The following is a 2,283-nucleotide window of genomic DNA, read 5'->3' as shown; positions in this document are numbered from 1 at the left end:
CCATCAATTCCATCCATGAAATTATAGAGATTTAGCATCCATACAAGATACAGCGCGGCGAAGAAATACCCCCCCCAGCTTAAATCCAAGGAAACCCCGAAAATAGATATCGGAGCCAGCCCATTAATCCAGAACAATGCCCAAGCAGCGCCTGCGAAATGACCAATCAGCCTCCAGCGAGCAGCAATATGTCCATGATCATCCAGAAACCCGAGAATAGCGATACCGGCTCCCGTAGCTGATAATGCCCATACCAAATCCCAATCTATAACTCCAGCAGCACCTAAAATAGGTAAAACTGACAAAAAACTAACAACGATCGCCACCCCTCCCCCTCTGGGAGTAGGGACAGAATGAGAACTGCGGGCGTTAGGGATGTCCATTAAGCTCTTCGCCAACGCATACCGTCGCAGAGCACCGGTTAGAATTAAAGAGAGCAACATAACACCAAGTAGTAAAAGCCAAGATATCATTTGAATAAAATTCCGAAAATCACAGAAAATAAACAGGACACCCCAAAAAGACCTACATCTTTTTGAACAGTCGCCCACTGGCTTTAAGTGCTTCTCCCGTACTCAATACAGGTCGCCAGCCCAGCAAGTCAGTTGCCTTGGAGGAATCGATAACGAGTGAGCCATAGAGCTGTGAATACACCGATTTTCTTCCAACCGCTGTCAACACCAAGGCAATTAACCAAGATGGAAAGTAGAAAAGAATAATCTTCTGGTTCATGCCTTCAGCCAATTTTCTTAAAATAAACTCTATCGAAACATCCTCTCGATCGGATATGAGAAAGAGTTCGTTAGCTGCCGCAGGATGACTTAGGCAAACATATATAAAATCTATTAAATTTTCTAGCGCAATTAAACTGCGTTTATTTTTCACGCCCCAAAAAGGCAATGGAGCTTTCGCGGAAATCAACTTTAGCAAACGGTTGAAGTTACCCGGTGCGGACGCCGAGTACACTAGCGGAGGACGGATGATGACCAACTCCATGTCATAATCAGCCAAGAGTTTCTTTAGTGCGTTCTCCCCCTCCAATTTTGAAAATGCATAATCTGCGTGAGGAGCAGACGGTGACGACTCATTGAACGGCAGATCTCCTGTTTCAGCACCATTCACGCCAATTGAACTAATAAAAACAAAACGTCTAATGCCAGCCTCGGCGGCTTGTTGAGCCAGCGCTAGGGTTCCCTCAACATTAGTTTTTCTGAACTCAGCAACCGGATTCCCACTACCATCGTTGAGAACATGAGCACGGGCCGCAGCATGAACAATAACGTCAACGCCTTCCAGAGCCTCTCCCCAACGCGTGTGCCTATTAATATCTCCGATAGCTATGACTTTTGCTTGATCAGTCTCCACCTGCCCTGCATTTCGTACAGCCAATACGAGCTCAAGTGAGGGATCAAGTAAGAGTCTTTGAGCAAGGGCACTCCCTACAAATCCTGAAGCCCCAGTTATCAAAATTTTATTCATTAAACAACACTCAAGTCGTTAATAGCCGTCAGGGTTGCGCGATTGCCATCTCCAGACATCTCTGCACATATCGTCCACTCCTAACACCGCACTCCATCCTAATAACCGCTGGGCCTCGGTCGGATCTGTGTAGCACACCGCAATGTCACCGGGGCGCCGAGCTGTTATTTCGTAAGGTATCGTCTTACCGGATGCAGACTCAAACGCATGTATGAGCTGCAAAACCGAGTATCCCACACCTGTGCCAAGATTGACCGTCAAGACTTTCGGTTCATCAAGAGCCTGAAGCGCCTTCACATGACCTTTGGCAAGATCGACAACATGGATGTAATCTCTGACTCCCGTTCCATCAAGCGTTGGATAGTCGCCGCCAAAGATAGAAAGCATATCTCGTCTGCCAACAGCAACTTGTGCAAGATAAGGCATCAAGTTATTGGGCGTTCCAGCTGGATTTTCACCTATTAAGCCACTGGAATGAGCACCCACTGGATTAAAATAGCGTAATAACGCTATTTTCCAGCTATCTGCTACAAATAAGTCTCGCAATATTTCCTCTACCATAATCTTCGTACGGCCATAAGGATTAGTTGCTTTTAGTGGAAACGTTTCATCAATAGGTACAGTGGCAGGATCTCCATACACAGTCGCGGATGAGCTGAATACCATGGATCTACATCCAAACTCTTGCATGACATCACATAATGCGAGAGTGCCTACCACGTTATTTTCATAATAACTAAGAGGGTCTACTACAGAATCACCTACGGCCTTCAGTCCAGCTAAATGTATCACTGAATCAATATG

General features: G+C 45.9%; 2 protein-coding genes and 1 pseudogene. All 3 read right to left on the bottom strand.

Translation table 11 applies throughout. The annotated features are described in order from the left end of the window. Positions 1-473 (bottom strand): annotated as a pseudogene (locus GIW04_RS29945) (glycosyl transferase); the annotation flags it as partial. Between the two features lie 52 nt (positions 474-525). Then, entirely contained in the window at positions 526-1,479 is a 954-nt protein-coding gene (locus tag GIW04_RS29940) for an NAD-dependent epimerase/dehydratase family protein (protein WP_120247698.1), read from the bottom strand. Positions 1,480-1,497: 18 nt separating this feature from the next. Further along, a partial coding sequence (gene galE, locus GIW04_RS29935) for a UDP-glucose 4-epimerase GalE (RefSeq protein WP_236479553.1) occupies positions 1,498-2,283 on the bottom strand: 786 nt, incomplete at its 5' end.

Source organism: Pseudomonas sp. PA-4-8C, assembly GCF_021606625.1.
GTDB classification, from domain to species: domain Bacteria; phylum Pseudomonadota; class Gammaproteobacteria; order Pseudomonadales; family Pseudomonadaceae; genus Aquipseudomonas; species Aquipseudomonas lactis.
The sequence above is the reverse complement of the archived record's forward strand: the minus strand, read 5'-3'. Positions and strand labels throughout refer to the sequence as shown.